The 20,512-nt window shown below is 39.4% G+C and carries 20 protein-coding genes and 1 pseudogene; 2 read left to right on the top strand and 19 right to left on the bottom strand.

Going from position 1 to position 20,512, the window contains the following annotated elements; translation table 11 throughout:
• From AC52RT_RS04415 to AC52RT_RS04400, 4 genes are all read right to left on the bottom strand, one after another.
• Window positions 1-735 (bottom strand): thymidylate synthase (locus tag AC52RT_RS04415; RefSeq protein ID WP_495539628.1); only part of this gene is annotated, 735 nt, incomplete at its 3' end.
• A gap of 56 nt (window positions 736-791) precedes the next feature.
• Entirely contained in the window at window positions 792-1,508 is a 717-nt protein-coding gene (locus AC52RT_RS04410; protein ID WP_495539627.1) for an anthrax toxin lethal factor-related metalloendopeptidase, read from the bottom strand.
• Between the two features lie 434 nt (window positions 1,509-1,942).
• Window positions 1,943-2,695, bottom strand: a complete 753-nt coding sequence (locus AC52RT_RS04405; protein WP_495539626.1) for a TerC family protein — start codon at window positions 2,693-2,695, stop codon at window positions 1,943-1,945.
• Between the two features lie 125 nt (window positions 2,696-2,820).
• Window positions 2,821-3,438, bottom strand: coding sequence for a YpjP family protein (locus tag AC52RT_RS04400; protein ID WP_495539625.1), 618 nt, complete (start codon window positions 3,436-3,438; stop codon window positions 2,821-2,823).
• A gap of 429 nt (window positions 3,439-3,867) precedes the next feature.
• Here AC52RT_RS04400 and ggt point away from each other — a divergent pair, with 429 nt between their 5' ends.
• Complete coding sequence (ggt, locus tag AC52RT_RS04395) at window positions 3,868-5,568, top strand: gamma-glutamyltransferase (RefSeq protein WP_495539624.1); 1,701 nt, start codon at window positions 3,868-3,870, stop codon at window positions 5,566-5,568.
• On the opposite strand, the gene AC52RT_RS04390 is transcribed toward ggt, so the two are convergent.
• From AC52RT_RS04390 to AC52RT_RS04350, 9 genes are all read right to left on the bottom strand, one after another.
• Window positions 5,559-5,747, bottom strand: a complete 189-nt coding sequence (locus AC52RT_RS04390) for a hypothetical protein (protein WP_495539623.1) — start codon at window positions 5,745-5,747, stop codon at window positions 5,559-5,561. The two genes, ggt and AC52RT_RS04390, sit on opposite strands and share 10 nt — an antisense overlap.
• 121 nt (window positions 5,748-5,868) lie before the next feature.
• The gene (locus tag AC52RT_RS04385; RefSeq protein ID WP_495539622.1) at window positions 5,869-6,648 is read right to left on the bottom strand and encodes a class I SAM-dependent methyltransferase; all 780 of its coding nucleotides are present in this window, start codon (window positions 6,646-6,648) and stop codon (window positions 5,869-5,871) included.
• Window positions 6,649-6,719: 71 nt separating this feature from the next.
• The gene (locus tag AC52RT_RS04380) at window positions 6,720-7,154 is read right to left on the bottom strand and encodes a BrxA/BrxB family bacilliredoxin (protein ID WP_495539621.1); all 435 of its coding nucleotides are present in this window, start codon (window positions 7,152-7,154) and stop codon (window positions 6,720-6,722) included.
• A 99-nt stretch (window positions 7,155-7,253) separates the two neighbouring features.
• Complete coding sequence (ilvD, locus tag AC52RT_RS04375) at window positions 7,254-8,972, bottom strand: dihydroxy-acid dehydratase (RefSeq protein ID WP_495539620.1); 1,719 nt, start codon at window positions 8,970-8,972, stop codon at window positions 7,254-7,256.
• A gap of 166 nt (window positions 8,973-9,138) precedes the next feature.
• Complete coding sequence (locus AC52RT_RS04370) at window positions 9,139-10,260, bottom strand: conserved virulence factor C family protein (RefSeq protein ID WP_495539619.1); 1,122 nt, start codon at window positions 10,258-10,260, stop codon at window positions 9,139-9,141.
• Between the two features lie 159 nt (window positions 10,261-10,419).
• A complete protein-coding gene (locus tag AC52RT_RS04365) occupies window positions 10,420-12,297 on the bottom strand; it encodes an ABC-F family ATP-binding cassette domain-containing protein (protein WP_495539618.1) in 1,878 nt (625 codons plus the stop codon).
• Window positions 12,294-12,935, bottom strand: a complete 642-nt coding sequence (locus tag AC52RT_RS04360) for an HD domain-containing protein (RefSeq protein ID WP_495539617.1) — start codon at window positions 12,933-12,935, stop codon at window positions 12,294-12,296. The genes AC52RT_RS04365 and AC52RT_RS04360 overlap by 4 nt, the downstream gene beginning before the upstream one ends.
• A 373-nt stretch (window positions 12,936-13,308) precedes the next feature.
• Complete coding sequence (locus AC52RT_RS04355) at window positions 13,309-13,788, bottom strand: glutathione peroxidase (protein ID WP_495539616.1); 480 nt, start codon at window positions 13,786-13,788, stop codon at window positions 13,309-13,311.
• Window positions 13,789-13,882: 94 nt separating this feature from the next.
• Window positions 13,883-14,434: a hypothetical protein gene (locus AC52RT_RS04350; RefSeq protein ID WP_495539615.1), complete on the bottom strand. Its 552-nt coding sequence runs from the start codon at window positions 14,432-14,434 to the stop codon at window positions 13,883-13,885.
• A 203-nt stretch (window positions 14,435-14,637) separates the two neighbouring features.
• Here AC52RT_RS04350 and metA point away from each other — a divergent pair, with 203 nt between their 5' ends.
• Window positions 14,638-15,546: a homoserine O-acetyltransferase MetA gene (gene metA / locus AC52RT_RS04345; protein ID WP_495539614.1), complete on the top strand. Its 909-nt coding sequence runs from the start codon at window positions 14,638-14,640 to the stop codon at window positions 15,544-15,546.
• Window positions 15,547-15,592: 46 nt separating this feature from the next.
• Here metA and AC52RT_RS04340 read toward each other — a convergent pair whose 3' ends face one another.
• From AC52RT_RS04340 to AC52RT_RS04315, 6 genes and pseudogenes are all read right to left on the bottom strand, one after another.
• On the bottom strand, window positions 15,593-15,763 hold the full coding sequence (locus AC52RT_RS04340; protein WP_495539613.1) for a hypothetical protein: 171 nt from the start codon (window positions 15,761-15,763) through the stop codon (window positions 15,593-15,595).
• Window positions 15,764-16,026: 263 nt separating this feature from the next.
• Window positions 16,027-16,623, bottom strand: coding sequence for a protein kinase (locus AC52RT_RS04335; RefSeq protein ID WP_495539612.1), 597 nt, complete (start codon window positions 16,621-16,623; stop codon window positions 16,027-16,029).
• 42 nt (window positions 16,624-16,665) lie between these two features.
• On the bottom strand, window positions 16,666-17,358 hold the full coding sequence (locus AC52RT_RS04330; RefSeq protein WP_495539611.1) for an AIM24 family protein: 693 nt from the start codon (window positions 17,356-17,358) through the stop codon (window positions 16,666-16,668).
• An 89-nt stretch (window positions 17,359-17,447) separates the two neighbouring features.
• Window positions 17,448-18,134, bottom strand: a complete 687-nt coding sequence (locus AC52RT_RS04325; RefSeq protein WP_495539610.1) for a class I SAM-dependent methyltransferase — start codon at window positions 18,132-18,134, stop codon at window positions 17,448-17,450.
• A gap of 101 nt (window positions 18,135-18,235) precedes the next feature.
• Window positions 18,236-18,655: a transcriptional regulator MntR gene (gene mntR / locus AC52RT_RS04320; protein ID WP_340846174.1), complete on the bottom strand. Its 420-nt coding sequence runs from the start codon at window positions 18,653-18,655 to the stop codon at window positions 18,236-18,238.
• A 95-nt stretch (window positions 18,656-18,750) separates the two neighbouring features.
• A pseudogene (locus AC52RT_RS04315) lies at window positions 18,751-20,340 on the bottom strand (type IA DNA topoisomerase); the annotation flags it as partial.
• Window positions 20,341-20,512: the final 172 nt, after the last annotated feature.

Below are 20,512 nucleotides of genomic sequence, written 5' to 3'. Positions count from 1 at the left end.
TTCATATTTAAAAGCAAAGATATCTTTCACTTCAGGATTCAGCTTCATGACTGGCAGCGGTAGTGGATCGCGAGTCAGCTGCAGGTTAACTTGATCTATATGATTGTTATAGATATGTACATCTCCAAATGAATGAACAAAGTCTCCTGGCTCTAGATCACATACCTGTGCAACCATCAGTGTTAATAGGGCATATGAGGCAATATTAAACGGAACACCTAAAAAGACATCAGCGGACCGCTGGTACAGCTGACAGCTTAGTTTCCCATCTGCAACATAAAATTGAAAAAATGCATGACAAGGCGGCAATGCCATTTCTGATAATTCACCTACATTCCAGGCGTTCACAATCAACCGCCGAGAATCAGGATTATTCTTTATTTGATCAATGACCTCTGAAATCTGGTCTATTTGTTTTCCATCTGCTGTTCCCCAAGAACGCCATTGGTGTCCATAGATAGGGCCCAGATCACCAGATTCATCTGCCCATTCATTCCAAATTCGCACATTATTTTCTTGAAGGTACTTAACATTAGTATCTCCCTGTAGAAACCATAGCAATTCATGAATAATTGCCTTTAAGCTTAATTTTTTTGTTGTTAGGAGCGGAAATCCCTCTTTAAGGTTAAATCGCATTTGATAACCGAAGGTGCTAATTGTTCCTGTCCCCGTACGATCACCTTTTTCAGTCCCATTTTGAAGAACATGATTGCATAAATCTAAATATTGTTTCATGATATCCCACCCTTTTCACTAACATTCGTCTCTATTTTACCAGCTAGCAGATAAATCTACAATTTTCCGATAAAGATGTAAGTGAGAGGGGCTTTACGCTTAAGGATTTCTTTTTCTTCTGTATTCAGGTAATACATAGCAAAGGTTTCTGCAAAATATTCCTCTGGGTAGCTATGAAAATAGGCTTGTCCAGGAAATAAGCTAGTAACCTCTTTTTCCCAAGCACTCAAAAAAGTTTCCTTATCATGGATTTCTCCGTACACCATTTTATCAATCGTATGAGCAAGTTCATGAAGTTCTAGATTAACAGAACCATGCCCCTGTCCCTTCCCGCTTGCTCCAATTTTCACATAAACGATTCTAGAACCACCCATTCCAGGTACGTCATCCCAAGTTGTTTCTTGATTAAGGTACCCGCGCGGAGTCGTTCCCTTTAAATAGCGAGCCCCCGAATGATCCGTTAAATCACCCGTAAATAACTGAATCTTAATTCGATCCTGATTTAATTTATTAAGTAGATCTTCGGGAAGATAACTGACTCTCTCAACGATGGAAAGCGCTCCCGCTGTAGAAAAATTTCCTTTTGGAAATAAAAAAAGCTCCTGAAGTCCGCTATTCCCCTGAAGAATCGGAGATGTTTTCAAAGCATGTTTAACAGGAAGCTCGGACCAGCTTACGCCATTTTCCGACGCAGCGGAAAAGGAATAGATTGAAAATATCGAAAATAAAATAATGATAACGGTTAACAAAAAGACAATCAATCTCCTTTTCATTCCGGACTCTCCTAACCCCTTACCTATTCTTTAATTCTATAAGTATACCATGGCTGCGGAAGTCCTTAATTCGTGAATTTTTGGAAATTCGAATCTTCGTGTAACACTCCTCGCCCAGTTGACATATGATTGAGTATAACAACGGATGTGGTGATACTATGAGACTATATAACAAACAAAAAATGCTGCAAGACCACCCTGAACTAGCTCAAGAAGTAGTGGACGTCTTTTCCTTGAAAATTTTCGTGTTTCTGGATTTGTTTATTTTTTCTATTATTTTAGGTTTACTGCTTTATCCATTGGTTGATTCTCTTCGCATTTCATACATCGTTCCTATTACCTTTTTTTTATCGTTTACGGCGTTATATTTTTACTTTTGCAAACAGCTTCCCGACGACAAAAAGAGCTGATCCATTCGGATCAGCTCTTTCACGTTAGACTGCCTTTTTTCTTTCATTTTTAAAGTGAATGAATATAGTAATCCCAAATGTAATAATGAGGAGAATAAAGAACGCAATATGAGAAATTTCAATACCTACGACAGAAAGCAGCATTTTTGCAGCTATAATTGCAATTAATACATACGCAGCTGTTTCAAGTTCTGGTATTTTCTCAATTAATTTAAGAAATACACCTGCAATTCCTCTCATCATTAGAACACCAATCATACCGCCTAATAGAAGTACCCAAACTTGCTCACTTACTCCAAAAGCAGCTAATACACTGTCAACAGAGAAAGCGATATCCATCATCTCGACCATGATCACGGTTCCCCAAAGCGCGCCAAATGTGCGGATTAAGAACCCTTCCTTGCTCATTCCTTTGCCTTCATCATCTTCACCGCTGCCATTACGTTTATCGATAAAGTACTTAATGGCCAGCCATGCAAGATACGCAGCTCCCAGTACTTTAACAAACCACAGCTTTATAAGATAAACGCCAATTCCAATCGCAATGAATCTGAATACATATGCACCCAGTAATCCATAAAACAACGCTTTTTTCCGCTGCTTTTCTGGTAAATGTTTAACCATAACGGCCAGTACAAGCGCATTGTCCGCCGAGAGCAGACCTTCTAACACAACCAATGTTCCTATTAATCCCCAGCTTACAGGGTCAGATAATACTTGCACCCACATACTCCAGTCAAAAAATTGAGCATATGTGTCGATAATACTTGATATCATGCCAGCCTTACTCCCTTGTAATAGATTGTCCAGGTTTTGTAAAAATAAAAAATTAACCTAGAAGGAATAACAATTATCATACTCCTGCTAAGTTAAAAATTCAAATCGATTTTTTTATTAATCTATTAAGAAAGGATTTTTTCTCTGTTTTCCCATTTAGGAGGTGTATTTTTATCCCAATATATTTTCCCCAGCTCATGATGCTCCACAAAATTATCATGATATGTATGGTAATGAAAATCAAACCAATATCCCTCTTGCGGCGGATTCTCCTGCCGGACATGAAACCGAATCGTATCTTCTCCGTTTGTTTGGTTATAAATGTGGAAAATCTTTTCGCCTCTTCCTGAAGCCGGTTCCTCAGTTATGGATAAGGCTGTTAGTTTTTCTTCAGGATATTGCTCAGCCATTTCTTGAATAGCATTCTCTATTTTCGGAAGAATGGCAGACTTAAATTCCAGTTCAATTTTCGGTTTAATCTTTTCTCCAAATTTCATATACGCATTTTCTTCTGCTTTTATCATCATCGATTCAATAAATTGATCATATGGAATCTCCGTTTGATCTTTCTCTATGTCTGCCTCATATTGAAATGTTTGTGATCCCTCTATAGCATCCTTTTTTTGAGCTTTCGCGCTGTCATCCTCACCGAACCAAGTTAGATCAGCCGGTGAAACCATTCCGAAGGTCAGAACAGAAATGAGGACTACAAAGCTCTTTTTCAACCATTTAGTATTTTTCATAACAAGACTCCTTATGTAGAGGAATATTGAATTACCGTATCTACTAATTTTTTAACAATTCTTACAATCTAGTATACTTCGGTTTTCGTTAAAAAACGAATATTTTTTACAGAGGTTTTAAATATGCTGCAAAAGGATATAAATAAAGAGAGAAAGAAACTGTAATCAGCTTGCGCTCCAGCTGTCTTCGGACAAAGAATACATACTGCAGTCATTTTCTGGGGAACAAGGAGGGGTAGCATGGACGGGTCTATCATCATCGCAATTTTATGTATTGTTATGTTAATGTATTTTGTTTACTTAACCATTGCAGACTGAATTTCTGTGTATGATTCGTACAAAAACCCCTGTCCTATCGACAGGGGTTAGTTAGTTCATACATCCTTTCTCGCAACTTACTAACACAATCGCATCCAGGAGGTTTATATAATGGAATCTAATGAAAAAAAGTATATGGGCAGGTCTACTAATTGTTCTTACGAAAGAGAGACTGATACCGGGAATGCTGGAATGGTTGTTTCCGCTCATCCTGTCGCATCAAAAATCGGAGAAAAAATCCTCCTTCAAGGCGGGAATGCTGTTGATGCTGCTGTCGCTATTCAGTTTGCCCTTAATATCGTTGAACCCATGATGACAGGCATTGGAGGCAGCGGATTCATGATGGTTTATCATCAAGAAAAAGATACCGTAAAGATCTATGACGGTCATGTACGTGCTCCACAAGCAGCCACACCAGAACTATTTTTAGATGAACAGGGTGAAGTCATCCCCTTTCGTGAACGTTCAACCAAGGCAAGCGCAATTGGCATTCCAGGTATTTTAAAAGCGATGGACGCTGCACTAAAAGACCATGGTACGATGTCACTTAAAGATATAATTGAACCATCGATAAAAGTTGCCGAAGAAGGAGTACCGGTTAACTGGGTTTTCTGTGATGCTGTTGAAAACTTTACCTACCGTCTAGGTGACGATGCAAAACAGTTATTTATGCCAGAAGGACGGAAAATGAAAGAAGGCGACGTGCTTAAAAAAGAAAAACTAGCAGATACCTATCGCATACTTCAACGTGATGGAATCGATGCCTTCTATAGTGGGGAAATCGGGAAAGCCATTATTTCAACCATTAAAAAGCATGGCGGAATTATGGAATTATCCGATTTAGAAAATTATCAAATTACGATTGACGATCCCCTTTGGGCTGACTATAAGGGCTATCAAATAGCCTCAACAAATGCTCCAAGTGCAGGTGGTTTTTCTGTACTGCAAATCTTGAAAATTCTTGAAGAGTTCAAGATTGAACAATACGAACCTAGAGCATGGGAACGTTACTACCTAATTGCCGAAGCAATGCGACTCGCATTCTCCGATAAAAAAGCATTCTTAGCTGTCCCTGAATATGCAGAATTACCCTTACAAGGACTATTTAACAAAGAATATCTTGAAAAACGCCGCAGCTTCATTAACTTTAAAAACCGAAACAACAAAATCGACTTTGGCAACCCTTGGAAATACGACACTGTAACTCAGCGAGAATTCGTACCTCAGCCTGACGATAAGGAACAAAGCGAAACCACTCACTTTACGGTAATGGATCGTTGGGGGAATATCGTTGCTTGTACCTCAACCGTAGAACATCCATTTGGTTCTGGAATCATGGTTTCTGATTACGGCTTTATACTCAATAATGAACTGACCGATTTTGATTCAGTTCCCGGCGGAATGAACCAGGTAGAACCAGGAAAACGTCCGGTAAGCGGTAAAAGTCCTACCATTATATTTAAGGATAAAAAACCGGTTCTTACATTAGGTTCACCGGGCGGCTCAACCATTATTAGTTCAGTTTCACAGACAATTCTCAATGTCCTTGATTTTAATATGGATTTAAAATCAGCAATAGAAGAACCGCGAATTTTCACACCAATGGGACCTCATATTGAATGGGAAGCTGGAATGGACATGGACAGCAAAGGGCATCTTGAAGGAATGGGCTTTGTCTTTAATGAAAAGCCTCACTCCATTGGAAATGTGCAAGCCATCCAAATCGATCCTGAAACTGGCCTCATGCACGGTGCAGCCGATTCAAGTCGTGAAGGAACCGCCATTGGTTTAAATAAAGAAGATTATAAATAAGCCCAAACGGCTGTCGAGAAACCTCGACAGCCGCTTTCTTTGTATAGCTTGCCGCATATAACAACTTCACTCAAGCTGAAACGATGGCTTTGCACAGAAAAACGATTGGTTTGCACACTTTTGGGCTTATTTTGCACAGAAATGAGCTGCATCTGCACAGAAACTACTCTGTTTTGCACACTTATCCTACTATTCTGCACAGTTAAGTTTACTAGAGCTAAATTAATCCTATTATTTAGCTTTAACTTTGAGCACTTATTTCAACAAAAAAAAGCTGACTGCACACGCAGCCGGCCTCTCTTAAGTGTTCGTTTCTATAAATCCATAATGAAATGTTGATGTTTTTCTTTTAATAACGGTAAAACCAAATTGATTAAAGCGTGTACTTCTATAATGATCTTTTAACACAACTCTGTTTACAGCCACACGTTTCGCTTCCTTTAAAGCGGCTTCAGTCAGATCCTCTCTCGACGCAAAATGAGTTAATCCGCGGATACCGTTGGATTCACGTACACTTTCTTCGAACATTGGATCAAAATATACAACATCATAACTTTGATCCGGTATGGTTTTTAAGATATCGAGATGATGACCTGTTCTAATTTCAATCCGTTTCATGGCTTCTTGGATATCATTTTGGACATCCTGCCATTGATTCAAGCCGTTTCTGACGATGCAGGCGATGGCTGGATCCGCTTCTATAGCAACAACCGAACCAATTTCTCCTGCTGCAAAGCTCGCGATGATTGCGTCTGAACCAAGGCCAAGCGTACAATCAAGCACACTGCTCCCCTTTTGTATCCCTGCTGCTGCCAAATAGGGATCCACTTCTCCTTGCAAAAGCCGCTTTAATCTAAGCATCGCGATATTAGGATGGAAAAAGAAAGGTTCTGCCGTTCCTATTTTGTGAAGTTCCAGCCTGTTTTTCCCTACAACTAAACACTCATCACCATGTTGATTCTGTAAGTCCTTTATCGAACGCTTTTCACGTTTTATATACATGACACTTAACTCATCTGCTAAACTCTTCGCCTGGTTAACCATTTCCGGATTTGTCCGTCCAGCGGTCGTTACAAACATATTGCCACTCCTTGCTTCTCTTAACTGGCATAGCAAAGGAGAATGGACTGACCATTCTCCTTTGCTGAATCTCATTTAACTTGATTAAACGCCGTCAGTAAATTCCCCATAATCTCTTCCATTGGCTGTCCTTCAATATCATAACGAGGAATAAAGTGAACTACTTCTTTTCCTTTCAGTAATGCCATTGAAGGAGAAGATGGCTCAATATTACCAAAGACCTCACGCATTTTAGCTGTTGCTTCTTTATCCTGACCAGCAAAAACCGTCACCAAATGATCCGGTTTTTTCTCTGATTGCAGAACAGCCTGTGTGGCCGCTGGACGTGCAAGACCAGCAGCACAGCCGCACACGGAATTAACTACGACAAGCGTTGTTCCTTCTACACCTTCAATAAAGTCTTCTACAGCCTCAGGTGTAGTCAGTTCCTTAAACCCTGCATTCGTCAACTCCGCACGCATCGGCTTTACTACTTCCTTCATATATTCATCATATGCACTAGACATAATTATTTCTTCCTCCTCTTAAATTCCTATGTATCATAAGCATACCGTACATCAAGTATAGAATACAAGAAAGGCGTCCTTAGATTGGACGCCTTTCCTTCACTTAACCTTTTGTGGTTCTGGTGCTGTTTCATCTTCAAAGGCATCTGTTACTGCACCTTTTGAAGCAGAAGAGACTAGACGGGCAAATTTAGCAAGCTGCCCTCTAGCAACTAGCTTAGGAGCTTTCCAATCTAATTTCCGCGCTTGTAATTCTTGTTCAGAAAGATTAACTTCAAGCAATTGTTTATCAGAATCTATTGTGATAATATCACCTGTTTGAATGAGCCCAATTGGACCTCCAACTTGTGCTTCTGGTGCAATATGACCAATAACCAAGCCATGTGTACCACCTGAGAAACGGCCATCAGTCAGCAAGGCAACTGATTCTCCTAACCCTTTTCCAACCAAAATTCCGGAGATAGAGAGCATTTCTGGCATTCCTGGTCCTCCTTTAGGACCTTCATAGCGAATGACGACTACATCCCCTGCAACCACATCATCATTTAGAATCGCCTCGGTTGCACTTGGCTCGTCATCAAATACTTTAGCCGTACCAGTCATACTTCTCACCTTAAGACCGGACACTTTTGCAACGGCACCTTCTGGAGCCAGATTTCCTTTCAATATAACAAGCGGACCATCGGGGTACAGCGGTTGTTCAACGGGTGAAATAATTTTTTGGCCTTCTTCGAAATCAGGGAATTCTTCTAAGTTTTCAGCAATGGTTTTCCCTGTTACCGTTAAACAGTCACCGTGAAGTAATCCAGCTTTCAACAAATGCTTCATCACAGCGGGAATTCCACCGATTTTATGAAGATCTTCCATGACATATTGCCCGCTTGGACGTAAGTCTGCAATATGCGGTACCTTTTTCTGCAGACGGTTAAAGTCTTCCAGCGATAAATCGACTTCAGCAGAATGAGCGATCGCCATCAGATGAAGAATAGCATTCGTTGATCCGCCAAGTGCCATAACAATCGTGATGGCATTTTCAAAGGCCTTTTTCGTTAAGATATCCCGCGGGTAGATGTCTTGCTCAAGCATTCTATACACAGCCTCGCCGGCACGGTAACAATCGTCTTGTTTTTGATCTGTTTCAGCTGGATTAGACGAACTTCCCGGCAGACTCATTCCCATTGCTTCAATCGCACTTGCCATTGTGTTAGCTGTATACATTCCTCCACATGAGCCTGCACCTGGACAAGCGTTACATTCTACTTTTTTCAATCCGGCTTCATCCAACGTACCTGCATTGTATTCGCCCACGCCTTCAAAGGCTGAAACGATATCAATATTCTTTCCGTTGATATTACCAGGACGAATGGTTCCCCCATATACGAAGATGGATGGCAGATTAATTCGGGCAATCGCCATCATACAACCTGGCATATTTTTATCACAGCCGCCGATGGCGACAAATCCATCCAGGCTCTCACCGCCAACGACTGTTTCAATTGAATCAGCAATCAAATCACGGCTTGGAAGAGAATATCTCATTCCTTCTGTTCCCATTGATATACCATCGGAAACGGTAATCGTATTAAAGATCATCGGCGCCCCGCCAGCGTCACGCGCCCCTTTTTTTGCTCTTCTAGCTAATTCATCAATATGTATATTACACGGCGTCACTTCACTCCATGTGCTCGCAATGCCAATCATCGGTTTTTTAAAATCTTCATCCGTAAATCCGACTGCCCGAAGCATGGCCCGGTTAGGTACACGGGTTGGTCCTCCTTCACTGATGACTTTACTGCGGATTCTCAGGTCTTTTTTCATTGTGTCTCTCCCCCTTGTTTTCTTATCAATATAGAAAACTTTTCGGATAATTTCAAGAAAATTCGTATATTTTAGTAAATTATTTTTCTGAATAAACGGAAAACACCGATAATTCAAGAAAATAAAAAAGGACTTTCCCTCCATTTATGGAAAGAAAGTCTTTCTATTACTGTCGTGAATCCGTCATTTGCTTCCATACAGATCCTTTTGCTTCTTCTCCGTTTTCAATCCGATTAATCGCCATCTTTACTTGCATCGCTACTTCGAATTCAGGATCATTTTCTGCTTCTCTTAACGCTTCAATGACCGATTCATCACCAGATTCATACAAGAACATGGCAGCTCTCCAGCGAACTAGCTTATTTTTATCTTTAAGTGCTTTAACCATCTCAGTCATAGCCTCAGGGAAACCTAGATCTGATAAGCAGTCTCCAGCCGTTCTGCGTACACCAGAATTTTTATCTGTCAGGCCTTTATAAAGATATGGTAATACGATTGGATCTTCAATCATTCCCAAATAAACTACGGTTTGTCTGCGAATCGATACCTTTGTATCTGCTAAAGCCTTGTTAAGTAATGGCAAATCTTCAACCGTTGGATCTTCCATTTGAACAAGAGCTTGATAGCGTTTTTCCCAACTTTCATTTTCAAGCATTTCTGCTGTAAGCTTTACCTTTTCCCTCTTTATAGGCGCTGATGATTTATCTGTACTCTTCTGTCCAATCTCAACCAGTTGATCCAAACGCTCTTGTGGATAAGCAGCGACCAATTCTTCCATCACTTCTGTACCAATCGCATCTAGTTCACCATAACGGACCCCGTAATCTTTCCACTTGCGAAGCATAACCACATTGTCCGCTAAATTCTGAGCCATTTTTACTGCCACAACAAAGTGTTCAGGCATAGCAAACCTTTTTTCACTGCTGCCATCGTTCAGTTTTATTTGCATGGGAATCCCTTTAAATTGCTGAATTAAAACCGATACTTCTCCAAAATGATCAAGAATTTTTTTGGCCGATTCATCCGTTATTTCTTCACCAAAGATTTTCCGTATTTGAATCAAGATATCCTGCCAATCATATTTCGCATTGCGTTCTACTGCAAGGAAGTCGGCAACGTGGTAGACACCCGTAACTCCATCAATCTTTAATATATCCTGAATTAATGGCGGCGCTTGGTCAGCAAAGTTCTTTTTAAAATTATTGCTTCTGCCAGCCGGCAGTTCTTCTGATAAGTTGACTTTCATCGTATTTGGACTTGGTGTTGGTTCAATCGATAATATATTCACATTAATCTCTCCTTTATTGCTTCGAAACATCTATATGTCTCGATTTTAACATACTCCATTCGTGAACACATATAATCCGCATGCGTTGAAAATATTGTCATTTACCTTGTCTTCAAAAAAATACGACCTTCCAGAACAAGTCTAGAAAGCCGTTTTCACTTATTGATCCTCTTGCTTCTCAGCTAGGTATTCCCATCTTTCCATCGTTTGCTCTAATTTTTCGGTTAGCTGAGCCTCTTCTTCAAGCAATAGTCGGATTTTCTCAAAGTCACTGCCGGCGACCGCCATTTCAGACGTGATTGCAGTCAGTCGTTCTTCAATTTTCTCCATATCTTCCTCAATGGTTCCCCATTCAATCTTTTCTGCATACGTTAATTTTTTCTTTTTCTCCGTACGTTCTTGAACAACGGGACGCTTCACTGGTGCAGGCGCTTGTTCTGCTTTTTCATCTTCAAGAAAGTCCGTATAGCCGCCATAGTAGAAATCTATGGTACCTGCTGCTCTAAATACAAAGAGATGATCACAGGTTTTATCGAGGAAATAGCGATCATGCGATACTGTCACAACGACGCCCGGGAAAGTTTGGAGGTAATCCTCAAGTACGGTCAATGTCTGGGTATCTAAATCATTCGTCGGCTCATCTAAAAGCAGAACATTTGGAGATGACATTAAAATTTTCAATAAAAACAGTCTGCGTTTTTCGCCGCCGGAAAGCTTGCGGATTAATGTACCATGCGTATTAAGCGGGAACAAGAACTTTTCAAGCATTTGTGCGGCCGTTATAATGCTGCCATCTTTCAACGTGATAGAATCAGCTGTCTTCCGAATGTATTCAATCATTCTCAAACCTGGATCAATCTCTTCGTTTACCTGTGTATAATACCCGATTTTAACTGTTTGACCAATTTCGATTTCACCTGAATCTATTGGAATCGTGCCGGCTAAAATATTTAATAATGTTGATTTTCCCGTACCATTTCTTCCGACAATCCCAATTCGATCGCCTGGTTTAAACAGGAATGAAAAAGACTGAATAAGAGGATCCTTGGTAAAGGATTTAGAGATCTCCTTTAATTCAATCACTTTTTTACCTAGCCGTGTTCCGCTGAGCCCAATTTCTAAACTTTCTTGTTTCGTCTTATTTTTCACATTTTCTTCAAGTGTCTCAAACCGTTGAATCCGAGCTTTTTGTTTGGTCGAACGTGCTTTCGCGCCCCTGCGAATCCATGCGAGTTCTGTTTTAAATAAGTTTTCTTTTTTCGCTCTATCCTGCGATTCGTTTTCTTCGCGGATCGCTTTGGCTTCAAGAAAATCAGCATAATTCCCTTTGTATTCATAAAGATTTCCTTGTTCTATTTCCCAAATCTTCTTAGCCACATTATCTAAGAAGTACCGATCATGTGTAACAAATAAAACGGAACCAGCATACTTTGCCAGATATTCTTCCAGCCATTTAATACTTTCAAAATCAAGATGGTTTGTCGGTTCATCTAGAATAAGTAAATCAGGCGTTTCTATCAGTGTTTTAGCAAGCGCTGCCCGCTTTTTTTGACCGCCTGAAAGTTCCGATAACGATCTTGAAAAGTCAGGCAGTCCAAGTTTAGTCAAAAAAGTCCGGGCATCTGCACTGGTTTCCCAAGCGCCCATTTCATCCATCTTTTGCTGTAAATGTAATAGACGATCCTGTACGGCCGAATCTTGAGGATCTTCTTGAAGAACTAATAAGGTTTTTTCGTAGTTCTTAATCAGGGTAAATACTGGTGAGTCACTGGCGTATAGGTATTCCATAATCGTTAAATCTTCATCAAAATCCGGATCCTGATCTAGGTAGGAGATGGAATAATCATTTGGATGATCTTTCATTCCCTCATCGTAGTCTTCCGATCCTGAAATGATATTTAATAATGTTGATTTTCCCGTTCCATTAACACCCAAGACACCGATCTTGTCACCTTCTGAAATGGAAAAGGCAATGTTATTAAAAATCGTTTTATCACCTTGTGTTTTTTTAATTTTCTCCATGCTGAATACTTTCATAGTAATACATCCCATTCCTTATTAAATTGCTGTAAAAACTCTTCCATATATTGATGACGTTCCTTGGCTATCGCTTTTGCCGTATCGGTATGAAGCATATCAGACAACTTCAATAGCTTTTCATGGAAATGATGGATGGACGTACTTGTTCCATTCCGGTATTCCTCTTTATTCATTGAATCTCTTACAGAAATCGCTGGATCATAAAGCAGTTGCCCTTTTTTACCCCCAAAGGCAAAAGTTCGGGCAATCCCTATGGCCCCAAGTGCATCAATTCGATCTGCATCTTGAACAATTTTAGCCTCTATCGATGGAAGATCCCTCTGCCCTTTGCTATATGAAATACTATCAATTATCTGTTTAATCTCTTTCACTTGGCAGTCGGCAAGATTATTCCTTCCAAACCAACTATCTAAAAGAGCCAGTCCCGTTTCTTTATTGTCATGCAGCTTATCATCCGGAATATCATGCAAGAGTGCAGCTAATTCGATGATAAAGCAATCACCTAATTGTTCCTTTTTCGCTATATGTACAGCTATCTTTCTCACTCGATCTGAATGATACCAATCATGACCAGTACTATCTTGACCAAGGTTTTCTTTAACAAACTGTTCGGCATCTCTAATTGATTGATTCATAAGTCTGCTCCTTTTTGATACCTTACCTATTCTACCATGGAAGGCACTTTTTAGCCCAGAACAGAACGATGTCCATATTTTTCATTGAACCAGCTGATTCCAAGAGTTTCAACTTCAGTATGAACGCAAACAGCACTGACTAATGGATCTTAACAGGCTTCCGAGAATATACTTTGTACTAGTCAATCGTCCGCTCCGGTACAGTTGTTCGAGGGAACCAATTAACACATACGTTTCTTGATTGCTTCGATAGGGTCGTGCTATTGAAAGGCATCTTCAATTGATCCGCCGTTTTCTATTTCATTGATCAGTTAACACTAAAAAAAGTAAAAATCCCGGTGCCCATTTGGCACCGGGATTTAAAAAGTCCTGCTTATTTAAGAAGTTTAGTAATCTCATCTTCAAATTCAAATGGTTTTGTTTTAGGTGCGTAGCGATTTACGATATTCCCTTCGCGGTCAACAAGAAATTTGGTAAAGTTCCATTTGATTTTTTTTGAACCAAGCATACCAGGAGCATGTTCCGATAAATATGTGAAAAGAGGATGCGCATGATCACCCTTTACATCTACTTTCGCAAACATTGGGAACGTTACACCGTGATTCAATTTACAAAAAGAATCAATTTCTAGTTCATCACCAGGCTCCTGCCCCATAAACTGATTGCAGGGAAAACCTAAAACGGTAAATCCTTGATCTTCATAACGTGAAAATAGTGTTTGCAGCTCTTCGTACTGAGGAGCAAAGCCGCATTTACTCGCCGTATTAACAATGAGCAGGACATTACCCTTATATGCCTCAAGAGAAATCGTTTCTCCAGTAATTTTTTTCGCTTCGAAATCATAAATAGACATCAAGCAACACTCCTTCTATATTTGCTTTAATTTTACTTCATTCCCATAACTAAAACCATTATCAGTGCTCCGAGTCTACCCTTGCCAGCACATTTTACATATGGGTCGCCGTCTTCAAAAAAACATCCGTTTTCTTTAACGATTCGATTAAGGTATCCAGCATATCCGTTAGATCGTCCATTTGTTCTTCTTTAATCAAACGTCCAAATGAAATTTTACATTCGGTTGTATAGGTTAGTTGGCTATTCTTATTATCTCGATATGTATGATTGCTCAGCTCTATATGGCGATCGCTTCCCCAAATCCCTTCGATGATCGAAAGAAGCTGTCCGCCTTGAATACCTTCCAGCTGATGCTGCATTCTTAGTGCCACTGTAATCGTTGAACCCTCGTTCAATGGTGACTGATTGGGAAGCAGTTCTGCACTTAGATTTTTTAAGTTGGCACCCAGACTGACCACTCCGATTACAGGGGTATCTGAAAGAGGATTTTTTAATTCCATTTCCATTATAAATTGCCTGGATAGATGAGCAAGATTAACGAGATCTTGTCGATTTGTTACTGTTATATCTCCATAAAAATCATGGTCGTAAACAGCTCCTTCTACCACTACCTTCATATTTTCAAATGCTGTTGGATCAAACAACTCACAAGCACCTCACATTCTAAGATTTAATTTATGTCTATCGACCCCTATAGCCCTGTTTAAATTGCTCCAATTTTACCATTTTGCTTAAAATCTTAAAGGTTGTACGCTAACTTTTTCAAAAAAGGTTACAATCGTAAGAATTTTCTATATAATACAACTATTGATTTTTCTTTAATTATTATGAAAAAGGAGGCTTCCCCTTGCCTATTAATATACCATCTGAACTGCCTGCTAAGGAAATACTTGAGAGAGAAAATATATTTGTGATGACGGAAACTCGTGCCACCAAACAAGATATTCGGCCGCTGAATATCATTATTCTCAATCTTATGCCGGAAAAAGAAAAAACGGAAGCTCATCTCCTCCGTTATCTAGGGAACACACCCATTCAAATAAATATTTCCTTTTTAAAACTAATAACTCATGAAGCAAAAAACACAAGTAAACTTCATCTTGACCAATTTTACGAGCCTTTTTCGGAAATTAAAAATAAAAAATTTGATGGAATGATTATTACTGGGGCACCTGTTGAAAAGTTGGAATTTGAAGAGGTGGATTACTGGGATGAAATGAAAGAAATTATGGATTGGAGCACAACAAATGTTACCTCTACTCTCCATATTTGCTGGGGCGCTCAGGCTGCCCTGCATCATCATTATCAAATTAATAAATATGAACTGCCCAATAAATGTTTCGGAGTATTTTCTCATGAGGTATTGCATCCAAACGAGTTCCTTGTCAGAGGATTTGATGACCACTTTTTGGCGCCGCATTCTCGATACACGGACATCGACTTTAACGCTTTAAAACAACACCCTGAATTAAGCGTTCTCGCAGAATCAGAGCAAGCAGGAATTTTGTTGATTGCTTCAAAGGATGGGAAAAGAATTATGAGCACCGGCCATTTTGAATATGACTCTGATACGCTCGGAGCAGAATATGTAAGAGATCACGAACGGGGAATTCCCACGCAGCTTCCGGAAAATTATTATCCCAAAGACGATTCATCGAAGATCCCATTACATCGCTGGAAAAGCCACTGCAGTCTGCTCTTTTCCAACTGGCTTAATTATTATGTTTACCAACAAACACCATATGAATGGGAATGAAAAATGGCTGTCCTAGCGAATACGCAAAGACAGCCTTTTTATTTGGTTATGCTTTTTTTAGCTCATCCTCAAAGTAAAAAGTGGAGGGATGTTCATTAACAACATATGAAACCTTCTTCATATTTACTACATAGTGCCACTTTTTGATCGTTACTTCTTCACCTGTGCTAGTAATGTTAACCTTATCTCCAGCCTCGAATTTGTTTTTATTACTCACGATACCACTCCCTCTCTATACTATTATACCACAAAATCTTCTCTTTTCTGCTTACCTTCAATTGGAAAGATACACTTAATTACTTAGTTCCAGTTAATTGGAAATAATTGTATGAAATAATGCCATAATAAACCCACTTTTACGCATAATATACCCATTTTGTTCAATCCGTACACGTTTCGTCTTATTTTCACAGATTTACCTCACCTTGTGCCCTGAAATAACAAAAACGCTTGGAAAAATCCAAACGTTTTTCTATTAAGCTATTCCTTTCCACACGAATAACAACGTTGATCATGATCATGATCTCCGTACATTCGCAGTTCTTTCTTAAGTCCACACATCCCACAAACCTCAACGTCAATTTGTGGAATAATACCTGCTTCTGCTAACGGAACCCATGAGTTTGTATATAACTTTTTACTCATACCGTAATCGATAAAGGTAAGTTTGCCTTGTTCATTCATCCCGTAATTAGAACTGTCCTTTAAATCAAAGCAATCAAAATCCTGGTCTAATAACTCTAACACTTCATCATACAAATCCGGAATGAGTTGTGCATCAATGTTCCCATCAATTTCAAATGATTGATGATTCTTTAATGGCAAAGGTTGATAATATTTTTGAATCGAAATAGTTTCGTCTACATAATAAACTTTAGCAAACAACTCATGCAGCCCTTTTTCCGCCATTACGTTGTAAATATGTAATTCATTTTGGGATTGCTTATAACCAAGTTTATGTAAATGTAATTTAATCACATACTCGTCGACTCTATATACTTTTCTAGTCGAACCAATTCCGATAAAATTTTCTTCTTTACAATACTTATTCCAATTTTCACTTAATTCATTCAGCATATTCTCTCACACCCACTCACACCCATAATAACTGTAACGGTGTTATTGTTTTTCTGAAAAATAGACTTCCTCAAAAGGCTGTACGACAACGAATCCAGATCCTTCAAATTTCATTTGTACGGATTCCCCGCTTCCACGGCCAAAAAATGTCTTTAGGGATACATCGGTTACAAATTCCGGAGTAAGATGGCCTGACCATGCAACGGTTGCATTGGGGTCCGTATAGACGGCATCTCCCGGCTCAACTAATAAAGTGAGCGGTTCATAATGTGTGGTGAAAGCCACCATCCCGGTACCTTCGACTTTTACGTTAAACAACCCTCCGGCTAATAATCCAGCAATTTTCCGCATTAGTTTAATATCCCACTTCAACCTGGATTCAAAAGCCAGCAGATCATTTCCATTTATACAGATCGATTCATTAGCCAAATTTAGAATAGAGATTTTCTTTCCTTGATCTGCAACATATAATTTTCCCTGTCCTGTCGCTTTCATGATGGAAGCTCCTTCACCGGTGAACGCTTTTTTAAACATTTTTCCTAGTCCATGTTCTAGGATTCCCTCACGCTCAAACTTGATATTGCCGCGATAAGATATCATCGAGCCCATCTTCGCCCAAATTTGGTTTTCTAAATTAATTTCAAGGATCCGTTCTGTTTCTAATTCAAACAGGCCCTGCCCTTTATCTTGTTGTTTTGTTTTTGTAATAAATTCATTAATATGATATTTCTCCACTACTCACATCTCCCTTTATTTGAATTGAATAGGGGGAATCTCTCATCCCCCAAATTGGATTCCCATCTAAGGTACTTTTCCTATGCCATCTACTGATGCTCAGCTTTCTTAAAAACAAACAACCACATAAAGGAGAGTGCTTGTTGTAAGTCTTTTGAAAGGTGTGTTAGTTTCGAGTAGTCGACGCCTTGCTTGGGTACTCCTTTATCGGCGACGAGTTCCCAGCCATTTTCTTCAGCTAATTGCCGAAATTCCCAAGCCTGCATCGTGTTCATGATTACTTTTTTATCGTAAAGCCGAGGATAGCTGTTTGCTCGTGGTCCGGATGTAGGTCCTAGGATAGCAAAACATCCATATCCGCCGGGTTTAAGAATACGTTTAATTTCCTTTAGGGCATCTAGTGGATTTTCTGTCCATTCGATGGAATTAATGGCCATGACAGCGTCGACTTCTTCTGTTTCAAAAGGAAGCGCCGTCAAATCTCCTTGAACAAAGGAAAGATTATCTTGTTCCTTCGTTTTCTCCGCTGCTTCTGTAATCATTTTCTGTGACAAGTCTAGACCTATCACGGGAAACCCAGCTCGAGCAAGCTTTAATGATCCGTATCCGTCACCACACCCTAAATCAACGACCTTGCCTAGAGGAATATGCTCTACAAAAAACGGAATAATTGTTTTCCTGCTGCCTTCATCCCACATTTCTTTGGAATTAGCTGCCCAGTTCTTTGCAGAATCGTCCCATTTCATTTGTGCTTCCTTATGCCAGTTATGTACCATTTATCGTCACACTCCCATCCATTACTTATTCTTACGAAGAAACAAAAGATAAGTTTCATGATTAAGCTGTTTTTCCCCAAAAAAAAAGCAGCTTAGGCTGCTTACTTTGTATTTTTCTTTTGTATGACTTCCAATTCTTCGATTCTTTTTGGCGATTCTTCAAAAAATTCGACTAAGTCGCCAATTCGATCGATAGCATTCCAACTCAAATGATGTTCAATTCCTTCAACATCATGATAAATATTTTCTTCTTTGACGCCGATTAAGCGTAACATCTTTTCTAATAATTCATGGCGGTAAACTAACCTTTTTCCAATTTTCTTTCCATTAGGCGTTAAGATGAGTCCACGGTATTTTTCATAGACTAAATACTCTTCTTGGTCCAGTTTTTGCACCATTTTCGTGACAGAAGAAGGATGTACTGAAAGATTACCAGCAATATCGGAAACCCTGGCATATCCTTTCTCCTCGATTAATAAATAGATTTGTTCTATGTAATCCTCCATGCTCGGTGTAGGCATCAAGTTATCCTCCCATTCAAACGCATCTTAAAATTTTACTATATCCGAGAACCCGATTCAAGCAGGAGCTTGTTTTTAGTTGGCAGATCAGGTCTTTAGGCCTGTCTGCCGCTCACTTTTGTATTTCGGTCAGGGAATTTCATATTAATTTTCTTACTGTTTTCTTCCCATGCTAGAATTGCTGCAAAGGTCTTTTCCCCTTTTTTAAATCCTTCGATTACATCCGTTTCCCCTGTTTGCAACAGCTTTTTAATATTTGCCTGCGTAATGTTTTTTGATAAGATTTTTTTCGATATTGTAAACGAACACTTTGTTTTTGCGTAGCTGGCACACCCATAAAACTTTCCTTTATCAATGACCTTCCCGCCGCAAATGCGGCATGCACCCATCGATGTTGGGGACCTTCGATTCTTCGAAGTACCCTGAATGGATTCTGTATCCAGACCTTCAAAATTCCATTCATTTGAAGAAGCAACTGCATCATCAATAATTTTCATCGACAGCTTTTTCACATTTTCCATAAACGCACCTGGGGATGCCTTTCCTTCACCAATTTCCCGCAGTCGCTGCTCCCACTTTGCGGTCATTTCCGGTGAGGCAAGAATCTTTTCACCAATCGCATGAATAAGCACTTTTCCTTTGTCAGTTGCGTAAACCAAGTTTTTCTTCACATCAATATACTTACGGTCTTTTAACATCGTAATGATCCCAGCACGAGTCGCTTCAGTACCGAGGCCTTCAGTCTTCATGAGGACCTTTTCAAGCTCATCATTATCCAAATGCTTCCCAGCAGTCTTCATGAGCGTGATCAACTGTCCTTCTGTATAGCGTTTTGGCGGCTGAGTTTTCCCTTCCTTGACCTTAACCTTAGCCACCTCTCCCTGATCGCCTTGGGATACATTCGGAAGCAAGATATCTTTTTCTTCCTTCTCTTCCTGAAAAATAACCTTTCTCCAGCCGTCTTGGATTTGTTGTTTGCCTTTCGAGATGAACTCAGCACGCTTATCCACCATGGTTTTTATGGTCGTATAATCAAAAATGGCCGAGTCATAATGGGCAGCAATTAATCTTCGAACAATAAGATCATAGATATTTTTCTCCTCATTTGTGAGGCGGCTTGGATTTGTTACTTGCTCCGTTGGAATGATGGCATAGTGATCGGTAACTTTCTTCTCGTTCACAAACCGTTTATTATTCATAATACTTTCTTTTGGCAACGGAAAAAGTGATTCGTACTCTGTCAGCTTGCTCAATTTACCCAGTATTTCTGGAAAGCTTTCTGCTTCCCCTGGCGTTACATAATTGGAATCGGAACGAGGATAGGAGACAATGCCCTTCTGGTACAGACTTTGTACAATATCTAATGTCATTTTCGGAGAATATTTATAAATCTTATTGACTGTTGCCTGTAAGGATGAAAGATTAAATAACAACGGTGGTTGAAACTCTTTTCGTTCTGTATCCATCTTCGTTATTTCTGCTTCTTTTCCTTTGCAAAAAGCTGCTATATTTTCTGCCATCTCTTTGGTATCTATTCTAGATTCGTCGTCCTTTTGCCATTTTCCTTGGTATTTCTTGCTGTCCATTTTAAAGTCAGCAAATACTTCCCAGAATGGCTTAGACTTGAATTGATCGATTTCCTGTTCACGTTTAACAATTAAGGCCAACGTGGGTGTTTGGACTTGTATAACCTTTTCTGGGTAAATTTCTATTCTATTTTAATAAATAGACGCTAAACATACTAGATATACATATTGCGAAGTCATAATAATATACCCAAAATTAACTTTAATGGGTTATAATGTAAATAAACATTAATTAAATATTTTTCAATTTAAATTATAACTCATTTACTGA

The sequence above is a fragment of the Peribacillus sp. genome, assembly GCF_059453735.1.
Note: the sequence above shows the minus strand (reverse complement) of the source record. Positions and strands in the feature narration are given on the sequence as shown.